This is a genomic window from Delftia sp. BGA-UO-ETr-SB1 (genome assembly GCF_059567865.1).
This window is the reverse complement of record NZ_JCAQOW010000006.1, coordinates 61002-85310: the sequence shown is the minus strand read 5'-3', so window position 1 is coordinate 85310 and position 24309 is coordinate 61002. Positions and strand designations below refer to the sequence as shown.

The window sequence follows — 24309 nt, the reverse complement described above, 5'->3', positions numbered from 1 at the left end:
ACCACGAAAAAGTGCCCGGTCAGGCAAAGCCCGCACCGAACACAATACGAGAAGACCATTTAGACCAGGCCTATCAATCGATAGCGCCCTATGGAACTGGCGAGGCCCAAAGCGAGAGACACCGAGCCAGGGCCGCCCCGCCGCGAGGGTGTCGTCCCCCCTGGGGGAAGGCGCGAAGCGCCTCAGGGGGTAGTCTCAATGGCAATCCTTGCGGGCAATCACCAGCAGGCGCTCGACTTCCTCGGGATGGTTGCGCACGTTGCTGACGTGCCAGCGGCCGATCAGCCACATGATGCCGGCCACCACCAGGCCGAACACCGTGATGGCGCCGAAAGCCGACAGTCCGAACTTGGTGGACAGCGCATAGAAGGCGCCCAGCGCCAGGATGCAGGCCTGCTCGTTGAAGTTCTGCACGGCAATCGAGCGGCCCGCGCCCATGAGGTTGTGGCCGCGGTGCTGCAGCAGCGCATTCATGGGCACGACCAGGAAGCCGCCCAGGCCGCCCAGCAGGATCAGGAAGGGAATGGCCACCCACACGCTCTTGATGAAGATCATGGCGATCACCAGCAGGCCCATGGTGATGCCCAGCGGAATCACGCGCGTGGCGTTGTCCAGCCGCATGCGCATGGACGCGAGGATGGCGCCTGCGGCCGTGCCGATGGCCACCACGCCCACCAGGGCCGATGCCTGGGAGGTGCCGTAGCCCAGGGCCGCCGCGCCCCAGGCCAGCACGATGTAGCGCAGGTTGCCCGACACGCCCCAGAACAGCGTGGTCGTGGACAGCGAGATCTGGCCCAGCTTGTCCCCCCACAGCCGCTGGCTGCAGGTCCAGAAGTCGGGCAGCAGGGCCAGGGTGTTGGCCAGCAGGCTCTTGCTGGGGTCCTGGCGCAGCGGGCGCAGGATGGTGTCGGTCAGCGGAATGCGCAGGTTGAACCAGGCGGCCAGCGCATAGACGCCGACCAGCACGGCAATCGCCGCTTCGGCGGCCGTGTCCACGCCCGTGTCCAGCAGCGGCAGGTCGAAGTCCAGCAGATGGGCCGAGATGCCCGGGCTCAGCAACTGCCCGCCCACGAGCACGCCCAGGATGATGGAGGTGATGGTCAGCCCCTCGATCCAGCCATTGGCCTTGACCAGCTGGGAGGCGGGCAGCAATTCGGTGAGGATGCCGTACTTGGCCGGCGAGTAGGCCGCTGCGCCCAGGCCCACCACGGCGTAGGCCAGCAGCGGGTGGTTGCCGAACAGCATCATCAGGCAGCCCACGATCTTGATCGCATTGCTGATGAACATCACCCGCCCCTTGGGCAGGGCGTCGGCAAAGGCGCCGACGAAGGGGGCCAGGATCACGTAGAACAGCGCGAACATGGGCACCAGGGCGGCGCGCTGCCACTCGGGGGCGCCATTGGTGCGCAGCAGTTCCACGGCGGTCACGAACAGGGCGTTGTCTGCCAGCGAGCTGAAGAACTGCGCTGACATGATGGTGTAGAAACCGCGCTTCATGGATAGGCAGATGGGGTCAGCTGCAGGGCTGCTGACCGGTTAAATAAGGACCCCGTGGCAAGTGACTGGCGGTTATATCACGCGGCCTTTGGCTGGCAGTGCCAGAATCCCAAGCTTCTGACTGAGTGAAAACCATGCCGCGTCCCATTCTTGCCACCATCCATTCCGCCGCGCTTCGCCACAACCTGGAGCGGGTGCGGCAGGCGGTCCCCGATGCCAAATTGTGGGCCGTGGTCAAAGCCAACGCCTATGGCCACGGTATCGAGAACGTGTTCGAGGCCCTGCGCGGCGCCGACGGCTTCGCCATGCTGGACCTGGCCGAGGCCGAGCGCGTGCGCCAGCTGGGCTGGCGCGGCCCCATCCTGCTGCTGGAAGGCGTCTTCGAGCCGCGCGACCTGGAGCTGTGCTCGCGCCTGTCCATCTGGCATGCCGTGCACTGCGACGCCCAGATCGACTGGCTGGCCGCGCACAAGACGCAGAACGGCCACCGCGTCTTCCTCAAGATGAACTCCGGCATGAACCGCCTGGGCTTCACGCCCGAGCGATACCGCGCGGCCTGGGCCCGGCTGAACGCCTTGCCCCAGGTGGAGGAAATCTCGTTCATGACCCATTTCAGCGATGCCGACGCAGGGGCCGGACAGCCCGGAATCTCGGCACAGCTGCAGCGCTTTCATGACGCCACGCGCGACCTGCCCGGCGAGCGCAGCGTGGGCAACAGCGCAGCCACGCTGCGCCAGGGCGACGACGCGCTGGTGCGCTGCGACTGGGTGCGGCCGGGCATCGTGCTCTACGGCAGCGCCCCCGACTATCCGCAGCACACGGCGGCCCACTGGGGCCTGCAGCCCACGCAGACGCTGAGCTCGCGCATCATCGGCGTGCAGCAACTGAGCGAGGGGCAGAGCGTGGGCTATGGATCGCGCTTCACGGCCGACGGCCCCCTGCGCCTGGGCACCGTGGCCTGCGGCTATGCCGACGGCTATCCACGCCACTGCGGCACGGGCACGCCCGTGCTGGTGAACGGCGTGCGCACCCGCACCCTGGGCCGCGTGAGCATGGACATGCTGGCCGTGGACCTGACGCCCGTGCCCGATGCCGGCATGGGCAGCGAGGTCACACTGTGGGGCCGCGCCAGCAACGGCGCCGTGCTGCCCATCGACGAGGTGGCCGAGGCCGCAGGCACGCTGGGCTATGAACTCATGTGCGCCGTCGCGCCGCGCGTGAACAAGACCATCGATTGATCAGGGCGCGGCTTCCACGCTGTCCCTGGCCCGCTCCAGCAGCGCCATCAACTGCTGTTGCGCGGCGGGCTCCCAATCCTTGAGCAGCCGGGCCGCCAGCGCTTGGCGCGACTGGCGCAGCCGGTCGAACAGGGCCTGCCCCTGGGGGCTGAGGCTCAGGCAGCGCACGCGGCGGTCGCGGGCGTCCGGTTCGCGGTCCAGCCATCCCTGCTCCTGCAGCTGCGCCAGCATGCGCGCGAGCTGGGCCTTGTCCATGTGGCTGTGGTCGACCAGATCCCTTTGCGTGCGGCCCGGGTGCCGGCCCACGTACATCAGCACGCGCACCTCGTTGGGCGTCAGCCCGGGCTCCATGGACTCCATGTCCTCGCGCATGCGCGAGCGGAACAGGTGCAGCAGCTCGTGCATGGCCTCGAAGATATCGGCGGGCAGGGAGGCATTCATGGCAGGGTCTTGTGGAAATACGTTGACAAAGTCAACGGATGACAGAGAATTGGTGGACTAAATCAACATTCTAGGCCGTCGCAGGCCGTTTCGCCAATGAACTTGCCCAATCCAGCCACCTCTGCCGTGACACCGGCGCCCGTCGTCCACCGTGTTCGCCATTCCTTCCGCGCCCGCCATGTGCAATTGCTCTCGCGCGAGCAGCCCACCCCCGGCTTTGTCCGCCTGACCCTGGGCGGCCCCGATCTGGAGGACTTCGTGAGCGCCGGCTTTGACGACCACGTCAAGCTCATCCTGCCGCAGGCCGGGCGCGAACTGCCCGCGCTTCCCGTGCTGCTCGATGGCCGTCCGACCTTCGTGGAGGACGAGCGTCCCACCTTGCGCGACTACACGCCGCTGCGCTACGACGCCGCGCGCCAGAACCTCATCATGGATTTCGCGCTGCACGATGCCGGCCCCGCCACCGAATGGGCCCTGACCGCCCCGCTGGGCCAGTGGGTGGGCCTGGCCGGTCCGCGCGGCAGCCTGGTGATCTCGGCCAACCTGCCATGGCATTGGCTGTTCGGCGACGAGACCGCCATGCCCGCCATCGAGCGGCGCCTGGCCGAGCTGCCCGCCGGCAGCCGCGCCGTGGTGCGCGTGCAGCTGCGCAACCCGGCCGACCGCCGTCAGTGGAGCAGCACGGCCCGGCTGGACTGCGACTGGGTCGAATCGCTGGCCGATGCCGTGCAGGCGCTGGAGCTGCCCCAGGACGACGGCTATATCTGGGCGGCGGGCGAGCACAGCGCCATGGCCGAGCTGCGTCGCCTGCTGCTGGCCAAGGGCGCATCGCCCAAGCGCATGCGCGTGGCCTCCTACTGGAAGCAGGGCACGGCCGACCACCATGAAGACCTGAACGATCCGAGCTGACCTGCCTGGAGAAAAGAACGGATAGCACAGACGAAAAAAAGCCCACCGAAGTGGGCTTTTTTTCGTGGTGGTTGCGCGAGAAGGATTTGAACCTCCGACCTTTGGGTTATGAGCCCAACGAGCTACCAGACTGCTCCATCGCGCGGTAATCCGCAGTAATTTCGTTTTCACTGCATTTTCTGCAGCGAAGAAGTGAACTATAACCGATATCTTTCCGTCACGCAACTGCGATAGGCGCGAAACATGCGTGCCAGGGCGGCGGCCACCCCTCGGTATAGTGCTCACCCCATGGCCAAAGACAAAACCACGTTCATCTGCAATGCCTGCGGAGGCACCAGCCCGCGCTGGCTGGGCAAGTGCCCGGCCTGCGGGGCCTGGAACTCGCTGATCGAGGCCGTTGCCGAGCCTGCGAGCGCGGGCAAGAACCGGCTCAGCCAGCCCCAGGGCTATGCGGGCCTGGCTAATGTCCAGGCCGTGATGCCGCTGTCGGCCATCGAGGCCCAGGACGTGGCGCGCACGCCCAGCGGCATCGAGGAGCTGGACCGCGTGCTGGGCGGCGGCATTGTCGAAGGCGGCGTGGTGCTGATTGGTGGCGATCCCGGCATCGGCAAGTCCACCCTGCTGCTGCAGGCCATGGACGCGCTGCACCGCGTCGGCCTGCCCACGCTGTATGTCACGGGCGAGGAAAGCGGTGCCCAGGTCGCGCTGCGCTCGCGCCGCCTGGGGCTGGAGGCCAGCCAGGTCAACGTGCTGGCCGAGATCCAGCTGGAGAAGATCCTCGCCACCATGGAGGCCACCCAGCCGGCCGTGGTCGTCATCGACTCCATACAGACCGTGTACTCGGACCAGCTGTCCTCGGCGCCGGGCTCGGTGGCCCAGGTGCGCGAATGCGCGGCCCACCTCACGCGCGCGGCCAAGACCACGGGCATCACCGTGATCCTGGTCGGCCACGTGACCAAGGAAGGCGCACTGGCCGGCCCGCGCGTGCTGGAGCACATGGTGGACACGGTGCTCTACTTCGAGGGCGATACGCACAGCAACTTTCGCCTGGTGCGCGCCATCAAGAACCGCTTTGGTGCGGTCAACGAGATCGGCGTCTTCGCCATGACGGAGAAGGGCCTCAAGGGCGTGACCAACCCCAGCGCCATCTTCCTGTCCCAGCACAGCGAGCCCGTGCCCGGCTCCTGCGTGCTGGTCACGCTGGAGGGCACGCGCCCCATGCTGGTGGAGATACAGGCCCTGGTCGACCAGGGCGGCCCCGCGCCCCGGCGCCTGTCCGTGGGCCTGGACCGCGACCGGCTGGCCATGCTGCTGGCCGTGCTCAGCCGCCACGCGGGCGTGGCCTGCGCGGACCAGGATGTGTTCGTCAACGCCGTGGGCGGCGTGCGCATCAGCGAGCCTGCGGCCGACCTGGCCGTCATGCTGTCCATCACCTCCAGCCTGCGTGGCCGCGCCCTGCCCAAGGGATTCCTCGCCTTTGGCGAAGTGGGCCTGGCCGGCGAAGTGCGCCCCGCGCCGCGCGGCCAGGAGCGACTGAAGGAAGCCGCCAAGCTGGGCTTCACCATGGCCGTGGTACCGAAGGCCAATGCGCCCAAGAAGGCCATCCCGGGTCTGACCGTTCATGCCGTCGAACGCGTGGACGAGGCCATGAACATCGTCCGAGGGATGGGCTGACGCGCTTGCCGAGCGCATTGCGGGGGCATACGCACTGTCCGCAGCGGCCCTGCGGCGCCTCCATAAGACAATCGGCGCCATGAATTTGCGCAATATCCTGATTCCTCTGGGCCTGCTCGTACTGCTGGTGGCTGCGCACCAGTCCTATGGCTGGATGGGTGTGGTCGCCGTGGGCGGCGGCATCATGATGTGGCTGCTGCTGCATTTCACGCGGCTGATGTCCATCATGAGGAAGGCCGCGGACCGGCCCATGGGCTATGTGGGCAGCGCCGTCATGCTCAACGTCAAGCTCAAGCCCAAGGTCTCGCTGATGCACGTGGTGGCCATGACGCGCTCCCTGGGCGAGCGCCTGTCCGAGGAGGGCCAGCAGCCCGAGATCTACCGCTGGACCGACGGCACGCAGTCGCATGTGACCTGCGAGTTCAAGAGTGGCCGTCTCATGAAGTGGACCCTGGTACGCCCCACGCCCGAGCCCGAGCCGGCGTCTGCGGCCCCCGAGGCAGCCCCTGCGCCCTAAAATACCGGGTTGGTGTTCTGTTCAATACCCCCAAGGATGTTCCTATGAGCCCCGTTGTTCCCTCGATGGCCGACCGTGACGGCAAGATCTGGATGGATGGCCAGCTGGTGGACTGGCGCGATGCCAAGATCCATGTGCTGACCCACACGCTGCACTACGGCTGCGGCGCATTCGAGGGCGTGCGGGCCTACAAGTCCGAGCAGGGCACGGCCATCTTCCGCCTGGAAGACCACACCAAGCGCCTGTTCAACAGCGCCAAGATCCTGCGCATGCAGATCCCGTTCACCCAGGAAGCGGTGAACCAGGCCCAGGTCGAGGTCGTGCGCGCCAACCAGCTGGAATCGTGCTACCTGCGCCCGCTGACCTGGATCGGCGACCGCAAGCTGGGCGTCTCCCCCAAGGGCAACACCATCCACCTGATGGTCGCGGCCTGGGCCTGGGGCGCCTACCTGGGCGAAGAAGGCATGCAGCGCGGCATCCGCGTGAAGATCTCCAGCTTCACGCGCCACCATGTGAACATCACCATGAGCCAGGCCAAGGCGGTGAGCAACTACACCAACTCCATCCTGGCCAACACCGAGGCGCTGGACGACGGCTACGACGAGGCCATCCTGCTGGACGCCTCGGGCTTCGTCTCCGAGGGCTCGGGCGAGAACATCTTCGTCATCAAGGACGGCGTGGTCTACACGCCCGACCTGTCGGCCGGCGCGCTCAACGGCATCACGCGCAATACCGTGATGCACATCTGCAAGGACCTGGGCCTGGAAGTGGTGCAAAAGCGCATCACGCGCGACGAGCTGTACATCGCCGACGAAGTCTTCTTCACCGGCACGGCCGCCGAAGTCACGCCCATCCGCGAGGTAGACCGCATCGAGATCGGCGCGGGTAGCCGCGGCCCCCTCACCGAAAAGATCCAGCAGGCCTTCTTTGACATCGTCAACGGCCGCAACCCCAAGTACGCCCATTGGCTGACTCGGGTCTGAACATCCCTAGAGACCCACGAAAGAGATAAGCAAGCATGACAACGAATGCCACCGTCGAACTGGCGGCCAAGGACCTCAACGCCCAGGGCGGCGTGTTCTGCCCCAGCCCCAAGGCCGACATGAAGCTGTGGAACAGCCATCCCAAGGTCTACCTGGACGTGGCCCACACCGGCGAAGCCAAGTGCCCCTACTGCGGCACGCTGTACCGCCTGAAAGCCGGCGAAGTCTTCGCAGGCGGGCATTGAACAAAGCGGGCCTCGGCCCGCTTTGTGTGTCTCAGCGCGCCGACAGCGCGCGGCTCCAGATGCTGCCGGGCGCAGCACCTCCGTGCAAAGCCAGCATGTCCGTGAAATGGCGCCGCTCCCCGCCGCGCAGCTTGACGATGGGCGCCGCCACCTGCGGCGCCTTCGCCAGGCACAGCTGGGGGTAGAGCAGGTACCACTTCCAGCGCAGGGCAGAGTGATAGAAGAAGGCCGTGTCCTCGGCCTTGAACAGCGTGAGCCGGGCATCGGGCAGGCGCCGCATCACCTGCTGGGCCGTCACATGGATCAGAAGGTAATTTGGATCGGGAATGCCCTGCAGCAGCTCGGCGGCGTCGGGCCGCGACTGCAGGCGCTGCAGATAGGCCTCGGGGCCGTCCACGATCAGCGCCTGGTGAAACTCCTTTTGCCATTCCGATACAAAGCGCGAGCCGGCCGGAGCGCAGAATGACCAGCTTTCGATCACGGGGTAGCGCCTGTCCCTGGTGAAGCCCTCAAGGTAGAAGCCTGCCAGCTCGGCAGCGCCTGCGCCGGGGGAGGCGCTCATCCAGTCCAGCGGCGCGGTCAGCAGCGTGGTGGCGTCGAACCAGTAGCCGCCGTGGTGTGCCACCAGGTACAGGCGAAGCCAGTCCGATTGCTTGGTGGGATGGAGTTCGGCAAACGCCGCAGGAAGGTCGCCGCAGGCGACGTACTGTCCCAGGTTCTCTGGCGTCACGACGATGACCTGGTGATCCGGGCACTGCCGCCGCCAGCTGTCCACGCACTGCTGGACGAAGGGATCCAGGCCGGACTGGTTCCAGTACGTCCAGATCGTTTTCGGGATTTCCGCTGCAAGACCATCGGCTGCCGGGGGCGATGGGGGCAGCTGCAAGGGCGCAGGCATGGTGTAATCTGCGCCGATTTTGGAAGGCGCCGCCCAGCGATGGAGCAGCCTGAATAAGACCGCAGGAATTTTTTTCATGAGCGGATGGAAAGCGGAATGCCCGCATTTTGGGGCAGAAAGTTGCGGTCTTGATGAGATTTGACAAGTCGAAGCTGCCAGGGCTCCTCACGACCCTGGCCGCTATTTTGGTGCCCGGGCTGGCCTTGTGGCTGCGCTCGGGCTATTCCTATGGCGCCGGCCTCATGGTCCTGGGCGCCCTGTGTTTTCTGCCTCGCTGGGTCAGATACCGGCAGTCCAACGGCACCTGGCTGCTGGTCGCGCTGTTCATGGGCATGGCGGTGATGTGGTACTTCCTGTCCGTGCTGGACGGGGGCACCGGGCAGTTCGACCGGCCCGTGAAATTCATCCTGGGCGCGGTCAGCCTGCTGTTCGCCATGTGCTATCCGCCCACGGCGCGGATCTTCCTGTGGGGCATTCCGCTGGGCAGCGCAGGCGCGGGCTTCATGGCCCTGTGGCAGGTCTGCGTGCTGGGCATGGAACGGGCCACGGGTTACACCAATGCCATCCAGTGGGGCAACATGGCCTTGCTGCTGGGCTGCTTCTCCTGCATCTATGCCGTGTCCTTCTGGCACCAGCGCTCCCTGCTTTGGCGCCTGCTGGTGCTGGCGGCTGCAGCGCTGGGGGCGCTGGCTTCGCTGCTGTCGGGCTCGCGCGGCGGGTGGCTGGCGCTGTTGCCGATGTTCTTCATGCTGATGGTGCTGGTGCGCATGTACCGCCCGCAGTACTTCGGGCGCCTGTTGCTGGGCTGCGCTGCAATTGTGGTGGCGCTGGCCACCGTGATGGCCTTCATCCCGCGCGTCAGCGAGCGCGTGGATGAGGTCTACCTGGATGTGAGCACCTACCTTCATGCCGGCAACTCCAACACCTCGCTGGGCACCCGGCTGGAGCAGTACCGGCTGGCCGTGCAGATGATCGGCGAGAAGCCTCTGCTGGGCTGGGGCATGCAGGGCTATGTGGACGAGATGCACCGGCGCGTGGACGCCGGCAGCTATGGCCAGTCCATCCGCGAATACAACTTCATCCACAACGACTTCCTGGACATCTGGGTCAAGCTCGGCGTGCCGGGCGTTCTGCTGCAGGCAGCGCTGTTCATCTCGCTGCTGTGGCTGTTCTGGCCCTCGCGGCGGCGCATGGCGCTGTGGCCTGCGGACAGCACCCCCTGGCGCGAGGCCCTGCTGCTGCGTATCCTGGGCAGCCTGATGCCAGCCATGTACCTGGCGTTCGGCATGTCACAGCAATTTTTCGTGCACAACAGCGGCATCGTCTTCTTCGTCTTCCTCGTGGTGGCCCTGTGGTCATCGCTGCATGGCCTGGAAAGGGCCAGCGGAGCCGTGCGGTGACGGAGCGCGCCACCACCGCCCGGCCCCGGGTGCTGCACTTCGTGACGGGCGGCTTCTCGGGTGCCACCCAGGTGGCGGTGGATCTGGTGTCGGCGCACCGCGCGTCGGGCCGCTTCGACGCCCGGCTGGTGCTTCGGCGCAAGCGCAATACCTCCGATGAACGCGTGCAGAAGCTGCGCGACGGCGGCATCGATGTCGACGTGGTCGCCGGCTGGTCCCATGCCGCCACCGTCTGGCAACTGCGCCGCATCTGCCTGGATTTTCGGCCGGACATCGTCGTCGCCCATGGGTTCAGCGACCACCTCTGGGGCCGCTTTGCCGCGCTGTGGGCCGGCGTGCCCTGCCTGGTGCATGTGGAACACAACTCGCGCGAGCGCTACACGCGCTGGCGGCTGGCGCAGGCCCTGTGGCTGACCGAGCGCACGGCCGCCATCGTCGGCTGCTCCGAAGGCGTGCGCCAGAGCCTGCAGGACCGCGGCTTTCCTGCCGCCAAGCTGATGGCCATCAGCAACGGCATCCGGCCCGAGCCCTATCTGCAGGAGCCTCCCCCCTTGCTGCAGCGCCGCCCGGACATCGTCATGGCCGCGCGCTTTGCGCGGCAAAAGGACCATGCCACCTTGCTGCGCGCGCTGGCCGTGCTGCGCCAGCGCGGCCTCAAGCCCACGCTGACCCTGGCCGGCGGCGGCAAGGCGCGCGCCCAGCAGGCGGCGCAGCGGCTCAGCGCCGAGCTGGGTCTGCAGGACCAGGTGCAATTCATCGGCATGTGCAACGACGTGCCCGGCCTGCTGCGTGCGCACCGCGTCTGCGTGCTGTCCACGCACTACGAGGGCATGCCCCTGTCCCTGCTGGAAGGCATGGCGGCGGGCTGCGTGGTGGTGGGCAGCCGCGTGGTGGGCGTGCAGGAAGTGGTGCGGCCCGGCGACAACGGCCTGCTGGCCGGGCACGCCGACCCTGAATCGCTGGCCGACGCCCTGCAGCAGGCGCTGCAGGATGACGAGGCCGCCGTGCGCATGGCCGCCACCGCGCGGCAGGAAGCCCTGTCGCACTACAGCCTGCAGCGCATGACCGGCCAGTACGAAGACCTGTTCGCCCGCCTGCTGCAGGGGGAGCGTCCGTGACCTGGCTCAGCATCCTGGTGCCCGTCTACAACGTGCTGCCCTACCTGGAGGAATGCCTGCAGTCCGTCATGGACCAGGCCGATGCCGGCGTGCAGGTGCTGGTGCTGGACGACTGCTCCACCGATGGCTCCTGGGCCCTGATGCAGCAGCTGGACCAGCGCTGGCCCGGCCGCCTGCAGCTCATGCAGCACGAGCGCAACGCCGGCCTGAGCGCGGCGCGCAACACCATGATCGATGCGGCCACGGGCGACTACCTGTGGTTCCTGGACTCCGACGACAAGCTGCTGCCCGGCGCGATTGCCGGGCTGTCGGCCATCGTGAAACAACATGCGCCCGATGCCGTGCTCTGCGACTTCTCCGTCTGGCGCGAGGCCCCGCGCCTCAAGCACCGCCTGCGCGGCGAGGCGCACCGGCACAGCTTCCAGGGCCCCACGCTGCAGTGCTCGCAGGACCGTGGCGCCCTGCTGGCCGGCCTGCTGCGCACGGGGCAGCTGCATGCCTGGTCCAAGATCTCGCGCCGCAGCCTGTGGGATGCCGGCCTGCGCTTTCCTGCAGGCCGCTATTTCGAAGACATGATGACCATGCCGCAGATGGCGCTGCGCTGCGCCAGCTTCTACTACTGCCCCCAGCCCTGGGTGGCCTACCGGCAGCGTGCCAACTCCATCCTTGCGTCCATGACGCCGGTCAAGGCGGCAGACCAGTCCGCCGCCCTGTGGCCGCTGGCGCAGGCCGTGCAAGCCCTGCAGGACGATGCGCTGCGCAACGACGGGCGCCTGCAGTTCGCCTGGGCGCACCAGGCCGCGCGCAACCTCATCGGCGCCCTGCGATTTCTTGACCGGCAGCGGGACATGCCGCCCGCGCAGCGGCAGGCGCTGGCGCAGCAGTTCCTGGCGGACTTCGGCCGCATCTCCCCGCTGTCCCTGCCGGCCCTGCGCCAGGCCTATCTGCGGCGCGGCTGGTGGCTGCGCGCATGGAAGCTGCGCAGCTGGGAGCGCCGCGCGCAGCAACTGGGAACACCGGGAGCCCACGCATGAGCGGCCTGAAACTGAAAACCCGGGGCGAGCTGTGGCTGGCGGCCGGCATGCGCCGCTTCTACGCCACCTTCCCACGCCGCCTGGAGCAGGGCCCCGCGCCCGACTTCCGCAGCCATGACATCGGGCCTGCGGCGCCCGTGCCCGTCTCCACGCCCATACCCCGCATCATCTGGGCCTACTGGAATGGCGACTCGGTGCCACTGCTCATACAGCGCTGCTTCGACAACTGGGCCCGCCTGAACCCTGGCTACAGCCTGCGCATCCTCAACGACGCGCAACTGCCGCAATACGTGCCGCAACTGCCCGGCAACCTGCAGCAGCTGCCCGTGGCCAAGCGCTCGGACTGGCTGCGCCTGGAATTGCTGCACCGCCACGGCGGCATCTGGCTGGACGCCAGCACCATCCTCACCGAGCCGCTGGACTGGCTGCTGGAGCAGCAGCAGCGCAGCGGCGCCGACCTGGTCGCCTACTACCTGGAGCGCTACACCCGCGACCCGCAGGTGCCCGTGGTCGAGAACTGGCTCATGGCCGCGCCCCCGGGCAGCGCCTTCATCGCGGCCTTGCACAAGGAATACGTGGAACAGGTCCTGCCGCAGACGGGCGAGGCCTATATCGCCCAGCTCCAGCAGGCCGGCGAATACGAGCAACTGCGCCAGGGCATCGACATGCCCGCCTACCTCAGCATGCACCTGGCCATGCAGCGCGTGCTGCGCGCCGGCGGCAGCTACCGCCTGCGGCTGGCCAAGGCCGAGGACGGCCCCTTCTTCCTGCACGTGCAGGGTAACTGGGGCCGCACCCCGCTCAAGATCCGCCTGATGTTCTCGCGCACCGAACAGGCGCCTGTGCCGCTCATCAAGCTGCGCGCCCCCGACCGCAAGAAGCTGGACTTCTACCTGGAGCGCGGCCTCTACGTGCCCGGCAGCATCGCCGACCGCTACCTGCGGGGCTGAGCGGCGAGCGCGGACTGGGCCATCAGCCCAGGGCCGTCTCATGCAGGTAGTGCCACAGCACCCCTTGGCCCGCACGTTTGAGGATCACGACTGATCGGCGCGAGGTCTCCACGCCGTCCAGGCGATGGGTTTCCAGATAGCGCATGGCCAGGCCGGCCGTGTCCTGCCATACGGGCTGCATGTCGGAGACGGATATCTCCAGCCCTGGCCGCTGGCCGGCCGCGCGCCTGAACATCTGTTCCACATCGTCCAGGCCGACAAGTCTGCCCGTGGTGGTCACCATGCTGAACTCCGGGCTGAACTGCGGCATCAGCGCCTGCAGCGCAGCCTGTGCGCCCGCTGGTTGGGTGAAGACGGTGTGGATCAGCTCGTGCACCTGGTGGATGCTGCGTTCGGCGATGCCGATGTCAATGTCACGGTCGATGGGCTTGTTGTCTTGCATGGTGGTCCTTGGGGGTGTGCAGCGATCGCAGTTTCAGCAGGGGCACAAGCCCTGCCAGCGATGCGATCAGAAACGTCATGTGATAGGCCCGGCCTGCGTCCAGGCGGGTGGCGAGCGTGTTGAAAACCATCAGGAAGAACGCAGCGCCCACGCTGAAGGCCATCTGCCGGTTGAGGTTCCAGATCACGCTGGCCTGCTGCGTCTGCCGGCCATCGAAGTCCAGCAGCGCCGTCGTCTGCGCGGTATTGGCCCCCAGGCCGCCGCCCAGGCCCATCAGGCCGTAGGCGGCCGCCAGCAGCCAGGGGTCGGCAGGGGCTGCCACGGCGGCCAGCGCCGCAATGCCCAGGCTGTGCAGCACCATGCTGGCGATGAACAGGGGCCGTGCGCCCGCGCGGTTGTACAGCCGGCCGCCCACCAGCATGGACACCAGGGCGCCGCAGGCGTAGACCATCATGAATCGGCCTGTGGCCTGCGCGCTCAGGTGCAGCATGTCCTGCAGGTAGAAGATGTTGAGCAGGTTCACGCCCGTGAACACGCCGGGAATGGCGTGGTAGACGGCCACCGACATGCGCAGGCGCGGGCTTTTGAGCAGTTGCAGTTCCACAATGGGGTGGGCCGTCTTGCGGGCATGGATGGCATACAGCACCGTGAAGGCCAGGCCCGCCGCCATGCCCAGCCAGGCCAGCGCCAGGCCCTGGCCCGAACCTTGGCCTGCGCCATAGAGCGACATGCCCAGCAGCCAAGCGGCCAGCGCGGCGCTGACCAGCCCCAGGCCTTTGAGGTCCGGCCGCTGCCGGGCCGTGGCCGGTGCATCGCGCACCCACAGCCAGGCCAGGCCTGCGGCGGCCAGGGCCAGCGCAATATTGGAATGGAACACCCAGCGCCAGGAGCCGTGGTCCACGATCAGCCCGCCCAGCCAGGGCGAGAGGGCCGGTGCGATCAGCGCCACGGCCATGACCAGCGTGGAGACACGCGCGCGCTCCGGTCCCTGGAACCGATTGAAGGCCAGGGCCTGGCCCACGGGAATCACCAGGCCGCCCGCCATGCCCTGGATGAAGCGCCAGCCCACCAGCTGGCCGAAGCTGCCCGCCTCGCCGCAGGCCCAGGCAGCCAGGGCGAATGCCAGCATGGAGCCCGCCATCATCCCGCGCGCGCCCCAGCGGTCGGCCAGCCAGGGGGCGAGGGGAATGGCCAGCGTCAATCCCAGCATGTAGGCATTGGCCACCCAGGCCCCGGCCGAGATGCCCACATGGAACTCGGCCGCAATCGTGGGCAGCGCGACGGCGGGCATGAAGATGTTGATGCAGTCGACGAAGAAACCCATCAGGAAAACGGTGGCCAGGCGGTATCGGTATGTCATCTTGCGCTTTCAGGAGGGGCAAGACTAAAGAGCGCGGGCGGCCACGTCGATGGGGCTATGCTGGACTCTTTGTTTGACTGGATTGAACAATGACCCCCACAAGCACGGCCATGCACACGCTGCTGCACCGCGCGCAGACGTTTCTGGCCGTGGTGGATTTCGGCTCCTACACCAGGGCGGCGGACTTCCTGGGCATCAGCAAGGCCATGGCCAGCCTGCACGTCAAGGCGCTGGAAGAGGCGCTGTCGGTGGCCCTGCTGGTGCGCAACACCCGCAGCATCGCCCTGACGGAAACCGGGCGGGAGTTCTACGACGAGTTCAAGGGCATCGTCCGCGACGTGGGCAGCGCCTTCGACAACGCCATGCACAGCGGCAACCGCATCGCGGGCCGGCTGCGCATCAGCACCACCAGCGAATACGGGGAGAAGTACATTCTTCCGCTGATCCCGGCCTTCCTGGAGCGCTACCCGGGCATCTCGGTGGCTTATGACGTCAACTCTTCACTGAGCGACCTGGTGGCCGAAAAGCTGGACCTGGTCGTGCGCCTGGGCCACCTGGCGGACTCCAGCTTCAAAAGCCGCAGGCTGGCCGGCTACGACATCGTGCTGGTGGCCTCGGCCGCCTTCCTGCGCAGCCATCCCGTGCGCAGGCCCGAAGACCTGGCAGACCTGCCCTGGATTGCCAACAGCAACCTCGCCCATCCCACGGCCTGGACGCTGCGCACTGCCGGCGGCCAGGGCGTGGACGTGGTGGGCCGGGCGGCCCACCAATCCAACTCCTCCACCGCCATCCGCGCCCTGGCCCGGTCCTCGCTGGGCGTGGCCGTGCTGCCTGCGTGGTTTGTGGAGGACGACCTGGCCGGCGGCGTGCTGCAGCGCGTGCTGCCCGACCACGCCCTGCCGCCCCAGCCCATCAGCGTGGTCTTTCCCGACAGCAGCCACCTGCCGCGCAAGACCCGCGTGTTCATCGACTTTCTGTGCGAGCACCTGGGCCGGGATTGAGCGCGCGGCTGGCCGGCCCGCCCTGGCCCCGTTAAACTGCCCGCAAGCCGAAAGGCCCGGTGCGTAGAAACACCTTCCGTGAGGTTGCAGCCCCCACCTTAAAGCGGGGCTTTGTCATGCCTTATCTCGTCGGATTGGCGCATTTGCTTGCGCCTGTCCGCATGGTTTCGGGCGTGGTGGGGGCTATCCGCAAGGACGCCCGCACGGCTACGGACGTGTTTCTAACCACCACGCCCACCTGTTGTGCGTAGAAACTCAACCGGTGGTTTTCTGTGATCTCGTAGGAAAACAGACCATGACCCTCCCCATCCTTGCCAGCCCCAGCGCTGCGCTTGCCCCTTCCAGCCCTCTTCTCTATCAGGAGGGCTGACCCCATGACATCCCGCAAAAACACTGCCGGTGCGGCAGTGCAGGCGCAGCCGTTGCCCAAGCGGTCGCAAGCCGCAAGGCCTTCCGACTGGCCCAGCGCGTGGCAGGCCATGCATGTCTGTCTGGTCGTCATCGAGGGGCGGCTGGTCACCCTGGCCGAGGTCTGTGGCAAAAAGCCCGACCGCAAGGCCCGCCAGTTCGACGTGGAATGCGCGGTGGAGCTGGCGCTGGCGCACATACGCCGCATGCGCGCCGACCCGCCGGAGAGCCACCAGGCGTTCGAGCAGCAGTGGCACCTGGCATCCTGCGCCATCGAGCTGGCCGATGGCGCCTACCGCTTTCCCCGCTCGCGCTACGGCCGCCTGCTCAAGCGCACCCGCTGGCATTTCGACCTGCTCAGGGACCTGGTGGAACGTGTGGAGTGGCAGCACCGGCGCGGCTGAGCCGCAGGCGGCAGCTCAGGCCAGCGGCAGCCGCAGCACGAAGCAGGCGCCCGGCTGGCCGTCGGCGCGGCCCTCGCAGTGCACGCTGCCGCCGTGGCGCTGGGCGATGGAGCGCACCAGGGCCAGGCCCAGGCCCACGCCGCCCGAGCGCTCGCTGGCGCCGGGCAGGCGGAAGAACTTCTCGAAGATGCGCTCGCGGTGGGCCGGCGCCACGCCGGGGCCGTGGTCGCAGATGCGGATCTCGGCCATGGCGTCCTGGCGCGCCAGCTCCAGCGTGATGGCGCCCTGGCTGTAGCGGCGCGCGTTCTCCAGCAGGTTGCGCACGGCGCGGCGCAGCAGCTTGGAGATGCCGGGCACTTCCAGCGCGTCGGTGGACTGCAGGTCCAGATCGGCATCCACGCGCGCGCATTCCTCGGCGGCCAGGCCGATCAGGTCCACGGGCTCGATCGTGCCCACGTCGCCCTCATAGGTCTCCAGCCGGCTGGCCAGCAGGATCTCGTCCACCAGCTGGTCCAGCTCGCTGATGTTGCGCTGGATCTCGGCGCGCGCGCGGGCGCTGGCCGGGTCGTCGCCCATGAATTCCAGGCCCATGCGGATGCGCGTCAGCGGCGAGCGCAGCTCGTGCGAGGCATTGGCCAGCAGCGATTTGTGCGAGGTCACCAGGGTCTCTATGCGCGCGGCGGCGGCGTTGAACTGGTGGGCCAGGTCGGCCACCTCGTCGCTGCCGTGCTCGGGCACGCGCACCGACAGGTCGCCCTCGCCAAAGCGCTTGACGCCGCGCTGCAGGTTCTCCAGCCGCTTGAGCAGGCGGCGGATGATGGGGAACACGCCCACGGCCACGGCCACGCCCACCAGGCCCAGCAGCCACAGAAAGCCGAAGGGCGGGCGCAGCCAGAAGGCGGCGGCGCCGTCGTGCGGCGGGCGGTCGCCGCGCGGCGGGCGCGGCGCCATGTGCAGCATGTAGGTCTGGCCGTCCGTGCCTTCGATCTCGAAGCGCAGCCCCTCCTCGGGCGGGCCGGGCAGGCGCCGCGCACGGCCCTGGGCGATCACGTTGCCCTGGCCGTCGCGCATGGCCACGTCGCGCGAGGGCGGCGAGCTGGCGCTTTGCACGTTCTGCGCGTTCTGCTCGGCCGCGATCTGCCAGGCCCAGGCCACCGTCAGCGTGAGCACGGCCACGCCGCCGACCACGGCCAGCCAGATGCGCAGGTACAGGCGCTGGGAGAAGAGGGACAGCAGCTTCATGCAGCGGTCAGTCTTGTTGTTTGGCGAAGACGTAGCCCACGCCGCGCACGGTCAGGATGCGCTTGGGCGCCTTGGGGTCGGCCTCGATGGCGGCGCGGATGCGGCCCATGTGCACGTCGATGGAGCGGTCGAAGGCCTCCAGCTCGCGGCCTCGCACGGCCTCCATGATCTGGTCGCGCGTGAGCACGCGGCCCGCGCGCTCGGCCAGCGTGACCAGCAGGTCGAACTGGTAGGAGGTCAGCTCGCAGGGCTGGCCCGCCACGGTGACGCTGCGCGCGTCGCGGTCGATCTCCAGGCTGCCGAAGCGCAGTGCCGTGGTCGGCTGGCCTGCGGCCGAGCCCTCGCCGCCGCCGCCGCGCCGGCGCAGGATGGCGCGGATGCGCGCCAGCAGCTCGCGCGGCTCGAAGGGCTTGGGCAGGTAGTCGTCGGCGCCGATCTCCAGGCCGATGATGCGGTCCATGGGGTCGCCCTTGGCCGTGAGCATCAGCACCGGCACCTGGGCTGCGGGGCCGGGCAGGGCGCGGATGCGCCGGCAGACCTCCAGGCCGTCCATGTCGGGCAGCATGAGGTCGAGGATGACGAGGTCGGGCAGGTCGGCGCCCGGCACGCCGTCGGCGGGCTGCAGCTGCTCCAGGCCGCTGCGGGCATCACCCATGTGCGTGACCTGCAGGCCGTTGTTGCCCAGGTAGTCACCCACCATCTGCGCGAGGCGGGTGTCGTCTTCGATCATCAGAAGATGGTGCGTACTCATGGAGGGCAGTGTATTCATGCTGGGGCCTGGCGTCGTATTGCGACGATGCTCGCAGCGCCCCGTCAGCCGTGCTTGTCGCTTGCGTAAAGTTCGGTAAAACAGCGCAGCCTGCGGCCAGCCGCTCAACTGCCGCGTTGCGCGGGCCGCACCGCATGCACGCGCGAGGCCAGCGCGATCAGCACCAGCACGGGCAGGCCCAGCAGGGCCGTGGCCTGGAAGAAGCTCACGTAGCCATGCGCATCGACAAAGGCGCCCGAGAAGCCGGCCAGCCACTTGGGCGCCAGCAGCATCATGGAGCTGAACAGCGCGTACTGCGTGGCCGAGTACTGCACATTGGTCAGCCCCGACAGGTAGGCGATGAAGGCCGCCGAGGCGATGCCGCCGGCCAGGTTGTCCGCGCTCACCACCCAGACCAGCGCATTCACGTCATGGCCGCGCGTGGCCAGCCAGGCGAACAGCAGGTTGGTGGCGGCCGACAGCGCGGCGCCCAGCATCAGCACGCGCATCACGCCCCAGCGCATGGCCAGCGCCCCGCCCAGGAAGGCGCCCGCCAGCGTCATGATCACGCCGTACACCTTGGTCACGGCGGCCACTTCGTCCTTGGTGAAGCCCATGTCCACGTAGAAGGGGTTGGCCATGATGCCCATGACCACGTCGCTGATGCGGTAGATGGCGATCAGGCCCAGCACCAGCAGCGCCTGCCAGCGGTAGCGGCCCAGGAAGTCGGCAAAGGGCTCGACCAGCGCGCTGTGCAGCCACTCGGCCGCGTTGCGGGCAGGCGCCAGCGGGCGTGGCACCGGTTCCGGCGAGAGCAGCACGGTCAGCATGCCCACGGCCATGGAGGCGGCCATGGCCAGGTAGGCCACTTGCCAGGCGCCGCTCTGGTAGCCCGCCGTGCCCGCCACCTCGGCGCGGGCGGCCAGCCACAGCACGCCGGCGCCGGCCCAGATCATGGCCAGCCGGTAGCCGGTCTGGTAGGTGGCGGCCAGCGCGGCCTGGCGCTCGGTGTCGGCCGATTCGATGCGGTAGGCGTCCAGCGCAATGTCCTGCGTGGCCGATCCGAAGGCCACGGCCAGCGCGCACCACACCAGCGGCGTGAGCGAGACGCGCGGATCGTTGAATGCCATGCCACACAGCCCGGCGACGATGAGCATCTGCGCGAACAGCAGCCAGCCGCGCCGCCGCCCCAGCCAGCGCGTGAGCAGCGGCAGCGGCATGCGGTCCACCAGCGGCGACCAGACCCACTTGAAGGCATAGGCCAGGCCCACCCAGCTCAGGTAGCCGATGGTGGTGCGGTCCACGCCGGCCTCGCGCAGCCAGAACGACAACGTGCCCAGCACCAGCAGCAGCGGCAGGCCTGCCGAAAAACCCAGGGCCAGCATGCGCAGACTGGCCGGCTCGGCATAGACGCGCAGGGTCTGGCCCCAGCTGCGGCGGGGCGTTTCGGCGGCGGTGGAGGGGGCGGAGGGGGTGGTGGTGGACGGCTCGGTCATGTTGTGCTGCGGCAGGCTGCGGCCATTATCGGGCCCATGGTGGCGCGGACTGGCGCGCGCTACCATCGCGGGCACAGGATGCCGCCATGGCCTACACCCTCTCTTCCCTCCACAGCGATGCCGCCGCGCAAGACGGCGCGGCCGATGCCACCGATACCGCCTTCGCGCCGCACAGCTCGGTGCGCAGCTACAGCGGCGAGCACCAGGCCCATGCCCACGGCCATGCGCAAATCCTCTATGCCCTGCAGGGCCGCATGGAGCTGGAGGTGGGCGGGCGCAGCGCCTTTGTGGACGCCGTCAGCGGCATGCTCATCCCCGCCGGCGTGGACCACGGCTACCTGGCGGCGCCGCGCTCGCGCGTGTTCGTCATCGATGCGCCCAGCGGCCCGGGGCTGGACCGGATGCGGCGCTTTTCCGTGCCGCCGGCCCTGCGCGGCCGGGAGTCGGAAGGCCCGGCCGCCGAGCAGCTGGCCCAGGTGCTGCAGGCGCCCGGCCTGCTGGCGCGCCGGGGGCTGGACCTGCAAGGGCTGGCCGCGCAGGTGCAGGCCGCGCTGCACGAGGACTGGCCCACGGCCCGGCTGGCCGCCCTGTGCCACATGAGCGCCCAGCGCTTTCACGCGCGCTTTGTGGAGCTGGCGGGCCAGCCGCCCCAGGCCTGGCTGCGCGGCCTGCGCCTGGATGCGGCCGAGCGCGGGCTGGCGCGGGGCCTGCCCCTGGAGGCCACGGCGCTGCGCTGCGGCTATGCCTCGGCCAGCGCCCTGGCCTATGCGCTGCGGCGCGACCGGGGCGTGACGGCGCGGCAACTGCGCGGCTAGCCCGTTCACAGTCCTCCGGACTACGAGCGTTTCTCGACAAATGCCCGGCCGCGCCAGGCGCAACATGGCGCCATGGTTCGCAACTCTTCCGCTTCTTCCTCCGCCGTCGGCATCGCCTTCGTCTCCGTGGCTGCCGTGCTGTGGGGCACGACGGGCACGGCGCAAAGCCTGGGCGCGGGCGGGCTCTCGCCGTTCTGGGTGGGCGCCGCGCAGCTGGCCGTCTCCAGCCTGTTTCTGGGGGCGCTGCTGGCGGTTTCCCATTGGAGGCTGCGCGGGCGGGCCGGGCAGGGCGGGGCACCCGTCCAGCCGCTGCTGCCCAACCCGGTGCACCTGGGACTGCGTCCGGCCTGGTTCGTGCTGGCTTCCATGGGAATCGGCGGCTACAGCATCTTTTTCTACGAGGGCGTGACGCTCACGGGCGTGGCCGTGGGCACGGCCGTGGCCATTGGCAGCGGCCCCATCTGGGCCGGGCTGATGCAGGCGCTGGTGCTGCGCGCGCCCCTGTCTGCCCTGTGGTGGGCCGGCACGCTGGTGAGCGTGGCGGGAGGCGCGGCCATGGTGATGGCACGGGGCGGCGCCACGCTGTCCTGGAGCGGCCTGGCCCTGTGCCTGCTGGCGGGGCTGTCGTACGCGGGCTATGCGCTGATCAACAAGCGCCTGGTCACCCACATGTCGCCGCGCGTGGTGAATTTCTATGTCTTCACCGGGGCGGCCTGCATGGCGGTGCCGATTGCGCTGGTGCAAAGCGGCCTGCCGCAGTGGAGCCTGGCGGCCGTTCTGGTGGTGGTCTACCTGGGCGTGGTGGTGTCGGGCCTGGCGCACATGCTGTTTTCCATCGGGCTGCGCAGCATCTCCGGCCCCACGGGCGTGACGCTGAGCCTGATCGAGCCCGTGGCGGCCTTCGTGCTGGCGGTGTGGGTCGTGGGCGAGCGGCAGCCGCTGCAATCGTGGCTGGGGCTGCTGGCCGTGTTGGCGGGGCTGATGCTGGTGATCGGCGCCGAGATGCGGGCGCAGCGGGCCGTGATGGCCGCGCAGATGGCGTAACTCTTTGTAGGCCGGCGCCGCTCTTCACGATGCGCTGTTCTCCGCATGTTTCAGGCATGCATGGCCGCTAGACTTGGCGGCATGCAGCAGCCATCCCATCTCTCCTCCGAACCCTGTGCCCCGTCCGCCTGGGGCTGTGCCTGCGCGCCCTGGCGCGCGCGTCGCGGTTTTCTGCTGGCCGGCAGCGCGGCGGCCATGGGCCTGGCCACGGCGCCGGTGGCGGCACAGGTGCAGGTGGGCGGTGCCTCGGGCCTGCGCAAGCTGGTGCCGGCCGAGACGCTGGAAGGCGCCGCCACCGACCAGTACCAGCAACTGCTGGCCAAGGCCCGCGCCCAGGGCGCGCTGGCTGGCGACAGCAACCCGCAGCTGCAGCGGCTGCGCGCCATTGCCCGGCGGCTGATTCCGTACACCGCCCAATGGAACCCGCGTGCCAATGCCTGGCGCTGGGAGGTGAATCTGATCGGCAGCAAGGAGATCAATGCCTTTTGCATGCCGGGCGGCAAGATAGCCTTCTACACGGGCATCATCGAGCAACTGCAGCTCACCGACGACGAGATCGCCATGATCATGGGCCACGAAATGGCCCATGCGCTGCGCGAGCACTCGCGCGAGCAGTTGGCCAAGAACCAGGCCACCAGCATCGGCATCTCGCTGGGGGCCCAATTGCTGGGCCTGGGCGACCTGGGCAATGCGGCGGCCCGCCTGGGCGGCCAGCTGCTGTCGCTGAAATTCAGCCGGGGCGACGAGAGCGAGGCCGACCTCGTGGGCCTGGAACTGGCTGCGCGCGCCGGCTACAACCCCCAGGCCTCGGTCTCGCTGTGGCGCAAGATGGGCCAGGCCACGGGCGACCGTGGTGGCCTGGAATTCCTGTCCACCCACCCCGCAGGCCCCGAGCGCATCCGCGAGCTGGAGCGCAACATCCCGCGCGTGGAAGGCCTCTACGAGGCCGCACGGCGCGGGTAGGCAGCCGCCTTCAGGCGGCGGCTTTTTGCTTGGGTTGATAGCCCATCACGGCTTTCACTTCAAGGTACTCCTTGAAGCCGTGCTCGCCCCATTCCCGGCCCGTGCCCGACTGCTTGTAGCCGCCGAACGGCGCGCCGAAGTCCGGCCCCGCGCCGTTGAGGTGGACCATGCCGGTGCGCAGGCGCGAGGCCACGCGGCGTGCGCGCTCCAGGCTGCCGGACTGCACGTAGCCCGACAGGCCGTAGGGCGTGTCGTTGGCCTGGGCGATGGCCTCCTCCTCCGTGTCGTAGGGCAGGATGACCAGCACGGGGCCGAAGATCTCCTCGCGCGCAATGGTCATGTCGTTGCGCACGTCGGCGAATACCGTGGGCCGCACGAAGTAGCCGCGCGCAAGGCCCTCGGGGCGGCCCGTGCCGCCGGCCACCAGGGTGGCGCCTTCGGCGATGCCGGCCTCGATCAGGCCCTGGATCTTGCGGAACTGCGCCTCGCTGACCACGGGGCCCATGTGCATGGCGCCGGTGTCGGCCAGTGCATCGCCCACCTTCATGCCCTCGGCAGCGGCCTTGGCGGCTGCCACGGCGCGCGCATGCAGGGCGCGCGGCACGAACATGCGCGTGGGTGCGTTGCAGCTCTGGCCCGAATTGGTGAAGCAGGCGTTAACGCCCTGGGCCACGGCTTTTTCGATATCGGCATCGTCCAGCACGATGTTGGCCGACTTGCCGCCCAGCTCCTGGGTCACGCGCTTGACGGTATCGGCCGAGGCCTTGGCCACGGCAATGCCCGCGCGCGTGGAGCCGGTGAAGGTCATCATGTCGATGCCGGGGTGCACGGACATGGCCTCGCCCACCGAGGGGCCGTCGCCGTTGACCAGGTTGAACACGCCGGCCGGCACGCCCGCTTCGTGCAGGATCTCGGCCACCAGGATGGCGTTGAGCGGCGCGATCTCCGAGGGCTTGAGCACCATGGTGCAGCCCGCCGCCAGGGCCGGTGCCACCTTGCACATGATCTGGTTGATGGGCCAGTTCCAGGGCGTGATCATGCCCACCACGCCCACGGGCTCATGCACGATGCCGGTGGTGCCGCGCACGCTCTCGAATTCGAATTCCTTGAGCACCTGCAGGGTCTGCTTCAGGTGCCCCGCGCCCACCGTGGCCTGGGCCGCGCGCGACAGCCACAGCGGCGCGCCCATCTCCAGCGAGATGGTCTGCGCCACCTCGTCGATGCGGCACATGTAGACCGCCAGCACCTTGTCCAGCAGGGCCAGCCGCTCGTCGCGCGTGGTCTGCGAGAAGCCGTCGAACGCGCGGCGTGCGGCGGCCACGGCTGCATCGACATCGGCGGCCGAGCCCATGCTGATGCGGGCCGCCACCTCCTCGGTGGACGGATTGATCACATCCAGCGTGCGCGGCACGGCCGGGGGAACCCATTGGCCGTCGATATAGAACTGCAGGTGCTCTTGCGTGCTCATGAAGCTGTCTCCGT

At 68.6% G+C, this 24309-nt stretch carries 24 protein-coding genes and 1 tRNA gene; 15 read left to right on the top strand and 10 right to left on the bottom strand.

The annotated features are described in order from the left end of the window. Nucleotides 1–195 precede the first annotated feature (195 nt). Nucleotides 196–1497: a lysophospholipid transporter LplT gene (lplT, locus tag AC57B5_RS19210; protein WP_013800185.1), complete on the bottom strand. Its 1302-nt coding sequence runs from the start codon at nt 1495–1497 to the stop codon at nt 196–198. Nucleotides 1498–1631: 134 nt separating this feature from the next. On the opposite strand from lplT, the gene alr reads away from it, so the two are divergent. Next, nucleotides 1632–2735 (top strand): alanine racemase, encoded by a 1104-nt coding sequence (gene alr / locus AC57B5_RS19205; RefSeq protein WP_063327731.1) that lies wholly within the window; start codon nt 1632–1634, stop codon nt 2733–2735. On the opposite strand, the gene AC57B5_RS19200 is transcribed toward alr, so the two are convergent. Further along, entirely contained in the window at nt 2736–3176 is a 441-nt protein-coding gene (locus AC57B5_RS19200; RefSeq protein WP_012202251.1) for a MarR family winged helix-turn-helix transcriptional regulator, read from the bottom strand. It lies immediately after the preceding gene. Between the two features lie 96 nt (nt 3177–3272). Between AC57B5_RS19200 and AC57B5_RS19195 the strand changes: the two genes are divergently transcribed. Beyond that, a complete protein-coding gene (locus AC57B5_RS19195; RefSeq protein WP_496400142.1) occupies nt 3273–4085 on the top strand; it encodes a siderophore-interacting protein in 813 nt (270 codons plus the stop codon). Nucleotides 4086–4153: 68 nt separating this feature from the next. Here AC57B5_RS19195 and AC57B5_RS19190 read toward each other — a convergent pair. Further along, nucleotides 4154–4230: transfer RNA gene (locus AC57B5_RS19190), tRNA-Met, on the bottom strand. A 143-nt stretch (nt 4231–4373) separates the two neighbouring features. Between AC57B5_RS19190 and radA the strand changes: the two genes are divergently transcribed. The 4 genes from radA (at nt 4374) to AC57B5_RS19170 (ending at nt 7504) form a co-directional block, all read left to right on the top strand. Continuing rightward, nucleotides 4374–5759: a DNA repair protein RadA gene (gene radA / locus AC57B5_RS19185; protein WP_043821911.1), complete on the top strand. Its 1386-nt coding sequence runs from the start codon at nt 4374–4376 to the stop codon at nt 5757–5759. 79 nt (nt 5760–5838) lie between these two features. After that, nucleotides 5839–6276: a hypothetical protein gene (locus tag AC57B5_RS19180; protein ID WP_012202254.1), complete on the top strand. Its 438-nt coding sequence runs from the start codon at nt 5839–5841 to the stop codon at nt 6274–6276. Between the two features lie 44 nt (nt 6277–6320). Further along, nucleotides 6321–7259, top strand: a complete 939-nt coding sequence (locus AC57B5_RS19175; RefSeq protein ID WP_034397818.1) for a branched-chain amino acid transaminase — start codon at nt 6321–6323, stop codon at nt 7257–7259. A gap of 35 nt (nt 7260–7294) precedes the next feature. Beyond that, nucleotides 7295–7504 (top strand): zinc-finger domain-containing protein, encoded by a 210-nt coding sequence (locus tag AC57B5_RS19170; RefSeq protein ID WP_012202256.1) that lies wholly within the window; start codon nt 7295–7297, stop codon nt 7502–7504. A gap of 31 nt (nt 7505–7535) precedes the next feature. Here AC57B5_RS19170 and AC57B5_RS19165 read toward each other — a convergent pair whose 3' ends face one another. Further along, nucleotides 7536–8402 (bottom strand): capsular polysaccharide synthesis protein, encoded by an 867-nt coding sequence (locus AC57B5_RS19165; protein ID WP_496400141.1) that lies wholly within the window; start codon nt 8400–8402, stop codon nt 7536–7538. Nucleotides 8403–8533: 131 nt separating this feature from the next. Between AC57B5_RS19165 and AC57B5_RS19160 the strand changes: the two genes are divergently transcribed. The 4 genes from AC57B5_RS19160 to AC57B5_RS19145 are packed head-to-tail and all read left to right on the top strand — an operon-like array spanning nt 8534 to nt 12904. Next, nucleotides 8534–9802 carry an O-antigen ligase family protein gene (locus tag AC57B5_RS19160; protein WP_063327727.1) on the top strand — a complete coding sequence of 423 codons (1269 nt, stop codon included), beginning with the start codon at nt 8534–8536 and terminating at the stop codon, nt 9800–9802. Continuing rightward, a complete protein-coding gene (locus tag AC57B5_RS19155) occupies nt 9799–10920 on the top strand; it encodes a glycosyltransferase (RefSeq protein ID WP_034397824.1) in 1122 nt (373 codons plus the stop codon). The genes AC57B5_RS19160 and AC57B5_RS19155 overlap by 4 nt, the downstream gene beginning before the upstream one ends. After that, nucleotides 10917–11954 carry a glycosyltransferase family 2 protein gene (locus tag AC57B5_RS19150; RefSeq protein ID WP_496400140.1) on the top strand — a complete coding sequence of 346 codons (1038 nt, stop codon included), beginning with the start codon at nt 10917–10919 and terminating at the stop codon, nt 11952–11954. The genes AC57B5_RS19155 and AC57B5_RS19150 overlap by 4 nt, the downstream gene beginning before the upstream one ends. Next, the gene (locus AC57B5_RS19145) at nt 11951–12904 is read left to right on the top strand and encodes a glycosyltransferase family 32 protein (RefSeq protein ID WP_099732481.1); all 954 of its coding nucleotides are present in this window, start codon (nt 11951–11953) and stop codon (nt 12902–12904) included. The genes AC57B5_RS19150 and AC57B5_RS19145 overlap by 4 nt, the downstream gene beginning before the upstream one ends. 22 nt (nt 12905–12926) lie before the next feature. Here the strand turns inward: AC57B5_RS19145 and AC57B5_RS19140 are convergent, their stop codons facing one another. Then, nucleotides 12927–13346, bottom strand: coding sequence for a DUF4440 domain-containing protein (locus AC57B5_RS19140; protein ID WP_496400139.1), 420 nt, complete (start codon nt 13344–13346; stop codon nt 12927–12929). Next, nucleotides 13318–14706 carry an MFS transporter gene (locus AC57B5_RS19135; protein ID WP_447914811.1) on the bottom strand — a complete coding sequence of 463 codons (1389 nt, stop codon included), beginning with the start codon at nt 14704–14706 and terminating at the stop codon, nt 13318–13320. The genes AC57B5_RS19140 and AC57B5_RS19135 overlap by 29 nt, the downstream gene beginning before the upstream one ends. 89 nt (nt 14707–14795) lie before the next feature. Between AC57B5_RS19135 and AC57B5_RS19130 the strand changes: the two genes are divergently transcribed. Further along, nucleotides 14796–15707 carry a LysR family transcriptional regulator gene (locus tag AC57B5_RS19130; protein ID WP_034365695.1) on the top strand — a complete coding sequence of 304 codons (912 nt, stop codon included), beginning with the start codon at nt 14796–14798 and terminating at the stop codon, nt 15705–15707. Between the two features lie 374 nt (nt 15708–16081). Continuing rightward, nucleotides 16082–16519 carry a hypothetical protein gene (locus AC57B5_RS19125; protein WP_313236298.1) on the top strand — a complete coding sequence of 146 codons (438 nt, stop codon included), beginning with the start codon at nt 16082–16084 and terminating at the stop codon, nt 16517–16519. Nucleotides 16520–16534: 15 nt separating this feature from the next. On the opposite strand, the gene AC57B5_RS19120 is transcribed toward AC57B5_RS19125, so the two are convergent. The 3 genes from AC57B5_RS19120 to AC57B5_RS19110 form a co-directional block, all read right to left on the bottom strand. After that, entirely contained in the window at nt 16535–17761 is a 1227-nt protein-coding gene (locus AC57B5_RS19120; RefSeq protein ID WP_063327723.1) for an ATP-binding protein, read from the bottom strand. 7 nt (nt 17762–17768) lie between these two features. Beyond that, on the bottom strand, nt 17769–18530 hold the full coding sequence (locus tag AC57B5_RS19115) for a response regulator transcription factor (protein ID WP_043821893.1): 762 nt from the start codon (nt 18528–18530) through the stop codon (nt 17769–17771). 104 nt (nt 18531–18634) lie between these two features. Further along, on the bottom strand, nt 18635–20005 hold the full coding sequence (locus AC57B5_RS19110) for an AmpG family muropeptide MFS transporter (RefSeq protein ID WP_096914310.1): 1371 nt from the start codon (nt 20003–20005) through the stop codon (nt 18635–18637). An 86-nt stretch (nt 20006–20091) separates the two neighbouring features. On the opposite strand from AC57B5_RS19110, the gene AC57B5_RS19105 reads away from it, so the two are divergent. The 3 genes from AC57B5_RS19105 (at nt 20092) to AC57B5_RS19095 (ending at nt 22827) form a co-directional block, all read left to right on the top strand. Continuing rightward, nucleotides 20092–20820 carry a helix-turn-helix domain-containing protein gene (locus AC57B5_RS19105; protein ID WP_013800199.1) on the top strand — a complete coding sequence of 243 codons (729 nt, stop codon included), beginning with the start codon at nt 20092–20094 and terminating at the stop codon, nt 20818–20820. A gap of 72 nt (nt 20821–20892) precedes the next feature. Beyond that, on the top strand, nt 20893–21864 hold the full coding sequence (locus AC57B5_RS19100; protein WP_065347688.1) for a DMT family transporter: 972 nt from the start codon (nt 20893–20895) through the stop codon (nt 21862–21864). Nucleotides 21865–21924: 60 nt separating this feature from the next. Continuing rightward, complete coding sequence (locus AC57B5_RS19095; protein ID WP_013800201.1) at nt 21925–22827, top strand: M48 family metallopeptidase; 903 nt, start codon at nt 21925–21927, stop codon at nt 22825–22827. Between the two features lie 10 nt (nt 22828–22837). On the opposite strand, the gene AC57B5_RS19090 is transcribed toward AC57B5_RS19095, so the two are convergent. Continuing rightward, on the bottom strand, nt 22838–24295 hold the full coding sequence (locus tag AC57B5_RS19090; protein ID WP_496400138.1) for an aldehyde dehydrogenase family protein: 1458 nt from the start codon (nt 24293–24295) through the stop codon (nt 22838–22840). Nucleotides 24296–24309 lie beyond the last annotated feature (14 nt).

What these genes read in the sequence shown, in the direction of transcription:
- AC57B5_RS19145 (WP_099732481.1), top strand. Translation starts at nt 11,951, where the DNA reads ATGAGCGGCCTGAAACTGAAAACCCGGGGCGAGCTGTGGCTGGCGGCC.
- AC57B5_RS19115 (WP_043821893.1), bottom strand. Translation starts at nt 18,530, where the DNA reads ATGAATACACTGCCCTCCATGAGTACGCACCATCTTCTGATGATCGAA.
- AC57B5_RS19090 (WP_496400138.1), bottom strand. Translation starts at nt 24,295, where the DNA reads ATGAGCACGCAAGAGCACCTGCAGTTCTATATCGACGGCCAATGGGTT.
- AC57B5_RS19110 (WP_096914310.1), bottom strand. Translation starts at nt 20,005, where the DNA reads ATGACCGAGCCGTCCACCACCACCCCCTCCGCCCCCTCCACCGCCGCC.
- AC57B5_RS19100 (WP_065347688.1), top strand. Translation starts at nt 20,893, where the DNA reads ATGGTTCGCAACTCTTCCGCTTCTTCCTCCGCCGTCGGCATCGCCTTC.
- radA (WP_043821911.1), top strand. Translation starts at nt 4,374, where the DNA reads ATGGCCAAAGACAAAACCACGTTCATCTGCAATGCCTGCGGAGGCACC.
- AC57B5_RS19160 (WP_063327727.1), top strand. Translation starts at nt 8,534, where the DNA reads ATGAGATTTGACAAGTCGAAGCTGCCAGGGCTCCTCACGACCCTGGCC.
- AC57B5_RS19130 (WP_034365695.1), top strand. Translation starts at nt 14,796, where the DNA reads ATGACCCCCACAAGCACGGCCATGCACACGCTGCTGCACCGCGCGCAG.
- AC57B5_RS19135 (WP_447914811.1), bottom strand. Translation starts at nt 14,706, where the DNA reads ATGACATACCGATACCGCCTGGCCACCGTTTTCCTGATGGGTTTCTTC.
- AC57B5_RS19120 (WP_063327723.1), bottom strand. Translation starts at nt 17,761, where the DNA reads ATGAAGCTGCTGTCCCTCTTCTCCCAGCGCCTGTACCTGCGCATCTGG.
- AC57B5_RS19195 (WP_496400142.1), top strand. Translation starts at nt 3,273, where the DNA reads ATGAACTTGCCCAATCCAGCCACCTCTGCCGTGACACCGGCGCCCGTC.
- alr (WP_063327731.1), top strand. Translation starts at nt 1,632, where the DNA reads ATGCCGCGTCCCATTCTTGCCACCATCCATTCCGCCGCGCTTCGCCAC.
- AC57B5_RS19095 (WP_013800201.1), top strand. Translation starts at nt 21,925, where the DNA reads ATGGCCGCTAGACTTGGCGGCATGCAGCAGCCATCCCATCTCTCCTCC.
- AC57B5_RS19180 (WP_012202254.1), top strand. Translation starts at nt 5,839, where the DNA reads ATGAATTTGCGCAATATCCTGATTCCTCTGGGCCTGCTCGTACTGCTG.
- AC57B5_RS19125 (WP_313236298.1), top strand. Translation starts at nt 16,082, where the DNA reads ATGACATCCCGCAAAAACACTGCCGGTGCGGCAGTGCAGGCGCAGCCG.
- AC57B5_RS19175 (WP_034397818.1), top strand. Translation starts at nt 6,321, where the DNA reads ATGAGCCCCGTTGTTCCCTCGATGGCCGACCGTGACGGCAAGATCTGG.
- AC57B5_RS19200 (WP_012202251.1), bottom strand. Translation starts at nt 3,176, where the DNA reads ATGAATGCCTCCCTGCCCGCCGATATCTTCGAGGCCATGCACGAGCTG.
- lplT (WP_013800185.1), bottom strand. Translation starts at nt 1,497, where the DNA reads ATGAAGCGCGGTTTCTACACCATCATGTCAGCGCAGTTCTTCAGCTCG.
- AC57B5_RS19140 (WP_496400139.1), bottom strand. Translation starts at nt 13,346, where the DNA reads ATGCAAGACAACAAGCCCATCGACCGTGACATTGACATCGGCATCGCC.
- AC57B5_RS19165 (WP_496400141.1), bottom strand. Translation starts at nt 8,402, where the DNA reads ATGCCTGCGCCCTTGCAGCTGCCCCCATCGCCCCCGGCAGCCGATGGT.
- AC57B5_RS19105 (WP_013800199.1), top strand. Translation starts at nt 20,092, where the DNA reads ATGGCCTACACCCTCTCTTCCCTCCACAGCGATGCCGCCGCGCAAGAC.
- AC57B5_RS19170 (WP_012202256.1), top strand. Translation starts at nt 7,295, where the DNA reads ATGACAACGAATGCCACCGTCGAACTGGCGGCCAAGGACCTCAACGCC.